Raw genomic sequence first — 6,227 nt, forward strand, 5'->3', positions numbered from 1 at the left:
GTTCGGCAAGCGGAAAACTCATCGGCTTTAGCCATGAGATGTAAGCGGCACGGGCGGTTTTAACCGCCGTAAATCTTTTTAATTCTTAATATTTGAAGTCACAGAAAGCATTAATATATAAACAAGGAGGTGAGAGAAAATGCTGACAAACTATATCTATAAGTTGCGTCCTAATCAAACACAATGCCTAAAGATGGCGAATTGGGTAGATATGTTACGAAGCCAATATAATTGGTGCTTAGGTGACAGAATTACCCAATACAATCAGCAATTCATCCAAGGCAATTACTCCGATATCCGAACCAAAAGCGAAGCTTGCCCATTAACCAGTTTTGTGAGCAAGAATGGCGCAACAGGCAATCCCTGGAAAGACTCGAAGTTTGACAAAGAAGGCAAGGTCAAAAATCCTCGAAGAAGCGCGGGAGATATTCAAATTACAGCATTGCCAGAATTGAAGATTGCTAGACCTTGGTATGGCGGGATAGATTTAACTGTTTTACAGCAAAATGTTAAACGATTAGATATCGCCTACAAAAACTTTTTTGAAGGTAGAGGGTTTCCTAAGTTTAAAAGCCGCAGTAATTTTACATCTTTTACTTTTGTAATGGGTGTGAAATTACAAGGAAGTAAAATCTACTTACCAAAAGTGGGTTGGATGCGGTTTTATAATTCCCGCTCCATCCCTAATGGCTTTACCCTCAAGGCTTGTACGGTTAGAAAGCGCCAAAATGGTTGGTATGTTTCCATCAGAATAGAAGATAAATCTATTCCTGATTACATCCCTAAACCTCTTGATGATGTCGCTAAAATAATTGGCTGTGACTTAGGGATTACAAAACTGGTACATCTGTCTGATGGATATCAGATTGATAATCCCAGATTCTCAACCACCAAAAAGGCAAAGCGTACTTTAAGGATTAGACAAAGGCGAGTTAGCCGTAAGATTAAAGGTAGCAAAAACCGCAAAAAAGTGGCTATTAGAGTTGGGCGATTTCATCAAAATATCCGTGACAAACGGCAATCTTATCAGTGGAAAGTTGCGAACAAGATTGTGTCTCGCAACGCCGATGTAATTGCCCTGGAAGATTTGAATATTTCTGGGATGATGCGCCGATGCAAGGTGAAAACTGACAAAGGTAGATTTCTCAAGAATGGGCAATCCAGGAAAAAAGGTTTAAATCGCGCTATCTCTGATGCAGCTTGGGGTGATTTAGTTTTAAAGATTGAGTATCTGGCTGCAAAGCAAGGAAAAATTGTAATTAAAATTAATCCCAAACACTCTAGCCAAGAATGTAGAAATTGTGGTCATACAGATAAGTCCAATCGGTATGGTGAAAAGTTCATCTGCGTTGAATGTGGCTATCACGAACACGCCGATATTGGCGCTGCAAAAACCATCAGAGATAGAGCTTTGTCAATAGTACGTGGGGACTCCGCGAAACTTGGTGTTCAACACCTAAACGCCCAAAAGATATCACCGCGCTCAAAGAGTAAACGCGGTGAGTTTGGGAACCCTAGCAATAGGGATATTAAGGAAGCAATTTCTTAAGAATCTCAGTCGCTTTAGCGCTGAGAGTGTCAAATTAGCCAAATATTTTTCAGCGTAAGGACTGAGAATTTATGACTTCTAGCTTCCACAGTCACTCTGTCCCTTCAGAGAATGGTTTACCTCAAAACAGCCAAAAGGTAATTACTGAAGCAGATGTCCTGATTACAGCAGCACTGGCCGATCGTCCAGCAAGAGTCCCGGACTTAGCGGCTGAAAACCAAGCGCTTCTGACTCTTGCTCAACAACTGACCGACGAGCCGCAGTCCATGCTCAAAACCCTGGTTCGGATTGCCAGGGAGCTCTGTCGTTGCGACACTGCTGGGGTCAGCTTGTTGGAGACTTTAGCCGATGGCAGCTCCGTTTTTCGCTGGGTGGCGATCGCAGGTGCATTAGAATCTTTGGAACAAACGACTACACCAGGCAACTTTAGTGCTTGTGGCACGACAATTCAGTGCGGACACCCGCTACTATATGCGCGTCCCGAACGCTATTTCACCTACCTGCACGATCGGCAGTTTCCCATTGTTGAGGGACTGCTGTTGCCGCTTTGCGTGAACGATCTACAGCTAGGCACGATTTGGATTATTTCTCACAACGAGCAGCGACATTTCGACCGGGAAGACCTACGGTTGATGACCAGTCTCGCAGGCTTTACTGCTGCTGCTTTGCAGAGTATTCATCAGCGTCAGACGGCTGAATTAGCCTTGCAGCGAGAGCAAGCTTCGAGGCTAGAAACAGAAGCGACCCGTCAAGCCTTGGACGAGTCGGCCTCACGGGCAGTCGATATTCTCGAAAGCATTACCGATGCCTTCATATCTCTGGATGGAGAGTGGCGCATTACTTACGTCAATCAGGAAGTTGCCAGGATAAATAACCTGCAACGGTCGGAGATAATTGGTAAAACACACTGGGAAATCTGGCCTTGGTCAGTCGGTACGATCGTCGAACAGACTTATCGCCGAGTTGTGGCAGACCAAGTAGCGGCTCACTTCGAGGTTTTCTACGAACCCCTGAAGATGTGGTTAGAGATTCACGCTTATCCCGCGATCGCAGGTCTGAGTATTTATTTTCGGGACATTAGCGATCGCAAACAAGCAGAAGAGGCTTTGCGGCAACTCTCCGGCGAACTCGAACGAGAACTGCGAAAGTTCGACGCGATCGCATCTTCTGTCCTAGATTTTATTTACACCTTCGATTTATCGGCACGCTTCACCTACATCAATCCGGCGTTGCTCAATCTCTGGCAAAAAACTTCGGCCCAAGCTTTGGGAAAAAACTTTGTTGACCTGGATTACCCAACGGATGTAGCGACCAGACTTCAAGATCAGATTCAGCAAGTCATAGAGACGCGCCAACCGCTCAAGGATGAAATGCTGTACACCAGCGCATTGGGCACGCGCACCTATGAATACATTTTCGTCCCGCTGTTCAACGCCAACGGCGCAGTAGAAGCGGTGGCAGGCGTGACGCGAGATATTACCGATCGCAAACTTGCTTTATCGGCACTGCGAGAGAGTGAAGAGAAGTTCCGCAACATGGCAGACCATGCTCCCTTTATGGTCTGGGTGACTGACCCTACGGGCTACTGCCACTATCTCAGCCAAAGCTGGTACGACTTTACAGGACAAACCCAAGAAACGGGTTTGGGATTTGGCTGGTTGAACGTGACCCATCCAGACGATCGCGAGTATGCCGAGCAAACGTTCCTAGCAGCGAATCAGCGCCAGGATGTGTTCCGAGTCGAGTATCGCTTGCGCCGCTCTGACGGTGAGTATATTTGGGCGATCGATATGGCGAATCCCTGGTTTGGGGCAGATGGTGAGTTCAAAGGCTATATTGGCTCGGTGATTGATATTGACGATCGCAAACAAGCCGAGTCCGCCTTACGCCGATCGGAGGAACGCTATCGAACGCTGTTTGAGTCGATCGACGAAGGCTTTTGCGTCATTGAGGTGCTGTTTGACGAAAACGACACGCCGACAGACTACCGCTTTTTGGAAATCAATCCCGTCTTTGAGGAGCAAACGGGACTTCGAGAAGCAGTCGGTAAAACAGCGCGTCAGTTAGTTCCCGATCTTGAAGACCACTGGATTAAGATTTACGGCCAAGTCGTACTGACAGGTGAATCCGTTCGTTTTGAGAGTGGTTCCGAGGTAATGAATCGTTGGTTCGACGTTTATGCCTGCCGCACCGGACAGCCAGAGGAGCGAAAAGTTGCGATCGTCTTTAAAGATATCAGCGATCGCAAGCGCATCGAAACCGAGCGCATCGCAGCCCAAAAAGCTTTGGAGGCAAGCGAGGAGCAGAGCCGGAATATCTTGGAGAGTATTACCGACGGATTTTTTGCACTCGACCGAGATTGGCGGTTTACCTACGTGAATCGGCAGGGAGAACGCTTGCTCGATCGTACTCCCGGCGATCTGCTCGACAAGGTGATCTGGGAAGAATATCCCGGCCTGGCTGGAAGTGAATTTGAGCGAGCATATCACCAAGCCGCCAACGAGCGGGTTGCCTCCTCGGTCATCTCGTTCTATCCTGACCACAACCGCTGGTACGAAGTCCAAGCCTATCCTGCCGCAGATGGAATCACTGTCTACTTCAGAAACGTCACCGATCGCCAGCGCATCGAAGCTGAACGCGAACAACTCCTGCAACGCGAACAGATGGCGCGGGAAGTCGCCGAAAATGCCAACCGCATTAAAGATGAGTTTTTGGCGGTGCTGTCGCATGAGTTGCGATCGCCGCTCAATCCCATCTTGGGCTGGTCAAGGTTGCTCCAAAACGGCAAGCTAGACGCATCAAAGACGGCACAAGCACTAACAACGATCGAGCGCAATGCCAAGCTACAATCTAAGCTGATTGAAGATTTGCTTGATGTCTCCCGGATTTTGCAAGGCAAACTCAGTCTGACTGTTAGTCCGGTCAACTTGACATCAACGATTAGAGCCGCGATCGAGACTGTGCACTTGGCAGCAGAAGCCAAATCCATTGGGGTAGAGGTCAGCCTCGATCCGAACGTTAGCTCTGTTTCCGGCGATGCCACCCGCTTGCAGCAAGTCGTGTGGAATCTGCTTTCCAATGCTGTTAAGTTTACCCCCGCAGGTGGTCGGGTTGAGGTGCGATTAGCACAAGCTGACAATCAAGCTCAAATCACCGTCCGCGACAACGGTAAGGGAATTCCTTCAGAGTTTTTGCCCTACGTCTTTGACTACTTCCGTCAAGCCGATAGCAGCACGACGCGCCAGTTTGGCGGCTTGGGATTGGGATTGGCGATCGTGCGTCATCTCGTTGAATTACATGGCGGCACAGTTGAGGCAGATAGCCCCGGTGAAGGACTAGGAGCCACTTTTACCGTTAGGTTGCCGCTGATGCCGATTAGTCCAGCCAAAAATCAGGCCGAGCAATTCTCCCAGCCATCCCTCAATTTGCAAGGCGTTCGAGTTTTGGTGGTTGATGATGATATCGATTCACGCGAGTTGGTGGTGTTTCTGTTGCAGCAGGCCCAGGCAAGCGTTATTTCAGCAAGCTCAGCAAACAAAGCTTTTGCAGTGTTAAAGCAATCTAAGCCGGATATCATCCTGAGCGATATTGGGATGCCAGATATGGATGGCTATATGCTAATGCGGCAAGTGAGAGCTTTGCCACCAGAACAGGGTGGGCAAGTTCCGGCGATCGCCCTGACTGCGTATGCTGGAGACTTTAATCAGAAACAAGCTCTCGCTGCTGGGTTTCAACATCATGTAGCAAAACCGATCGAACCGAATGAATTACTCAAGGCGATCGTGACATTGCTCAGGAGACAACCTCGCTGACTCCGACGGGACGGGATGGACAAGGGCGCTGTCAATCCATGAACCTATCCCTACGGGTTTACTGCATCGGCCCTAAATACTTAGTTAAATAAGGCGAAAACACCTCATAAATCAGCGTCAATGGCTTACCGTGATGCCAAAACAAATAGTGTCGCCCCCAAAAAGGCCCCGACTGTTCAAAAGCTGACTCCAAAGCAGCCGAATTACCCAAATAAATGCCTTGCACGTCCCGATACAATTCCGTCCGCACTCGCGCTAAACTCGCCCAAATTGGCAAAGATTTATTTTGCAAATATTCGTCTACATGACTCGCTTCCCACCAAGAAGTTGCATAGGCTAAACGCTGTCCAGAAGCAGTCCGCAGCCACACTTGGCGGCGCAGGTGCGGCCCCGGAACCGCGACAATTTGCTCCGGTGCGCCGTCTGCGTCTTCACCCACTAAAGACATATCGATCACATCTACTTCTGTGGGTTCCCCTGTCAGCAGTTGCAGGTGACGGGTGGGGGAACCGTCGCCCAGGAGCAGTATTTGCCACGAAGGTGCTAGCTTGGTGTGGGGTAAACCCTTCTGTACTGCGTCTTCTGCTCCTTGCCACAGGGGGTTGAGAGCGTGCCAGGTTCGGCTGTTTTTGGGTGTGAATGTTGCAGTCAATGGTCTTTACAAAACTTAATTTTTTGCTTATTATAACGCTTCTGCAATCTACAATTTAAATCTGTTTAGAAACGGGCAAGATGCCCGTTCCACAATAAAATTGAGTTTGTGTGGAACAGGCATCTTGCCTGTTCTTGAATAAAATTGAGTTTGTGTGGAACAGGCATCTTGCCTGTTCTTGAATAAAATTGAGTTTGTGTGGAACAGGCATCTT

3 protein-coding genes are annotated in these 6,227 nt (G+C 48.4%); 2 read left to right on the forward strand and 1 reads right to left on the reverse strand.

The window, feature by feature from the left end; all coding sequences use genetic code 11:
- The first annotated feature begins 139 nt into the window (after positions 1-139).
- Positions 140-1,549 (forward strand): RNA-guided endonuclease InsQ/TnpB family protein, encoded by a 1,410-nt coding sequence (locus tag QUB70_RS01345; protein WP_332977936.1) that lies wholly within the window; start codon positions 140-142, stop codon positions 1,547-1,549.
- Positions 1,550-1,620: 71 nt separating this feature from the next.
- Entirely contained in the window at positions 1,621-5,361 is a 3,741-nt protein-coding gene (locus QUB70_RS01350) for a PAS domain S-box protein (protein WP_332977937.1), read from the forward strand.
- Between the two features lie 58 nt (positions 5,362-5,419).
- Here the strand turns inward: QUB70_RS01350 and QUB70_RS01355 are convergent, their stop codons facing one another.
- Complete coding sequence (locus QUB70_RS01355) at positions 5,420-6,013, reverse strand: chorismate lyase (RefSeq protein WP_332977938.1); 594 nt, start codon at positions 6,011-6,013, stop codon at positions 5,420-5,422.
- Positions 6,014-6,227: the final 214 nt, after the last annotated feature.

This window comes from Microcoleus sp. A003_D6 (assembly GCF_036702825.1).
Classification (GTDB): Bacteria; Cyanobacteriota; Cyanobacteriia; order Cyanobacteriales; family Microcoleaceae; genus Microcoleus.

Coding starts and splice junctions, on each gene's coding strand:
- QUB70_RS01345 (WP_332977936.1), top strand. CDS start 140: ATGCTGACAAACTATATCTATAAGTTGCGTCCTAATCAAACACAATGC.
- QUB70_RS01350 (WP_332977937.1), top strand. CDS start 1,621: ATGACTTCTAGCTTCCACAGTCACTCTGTCCCTTCAGAGAATGGTTTA.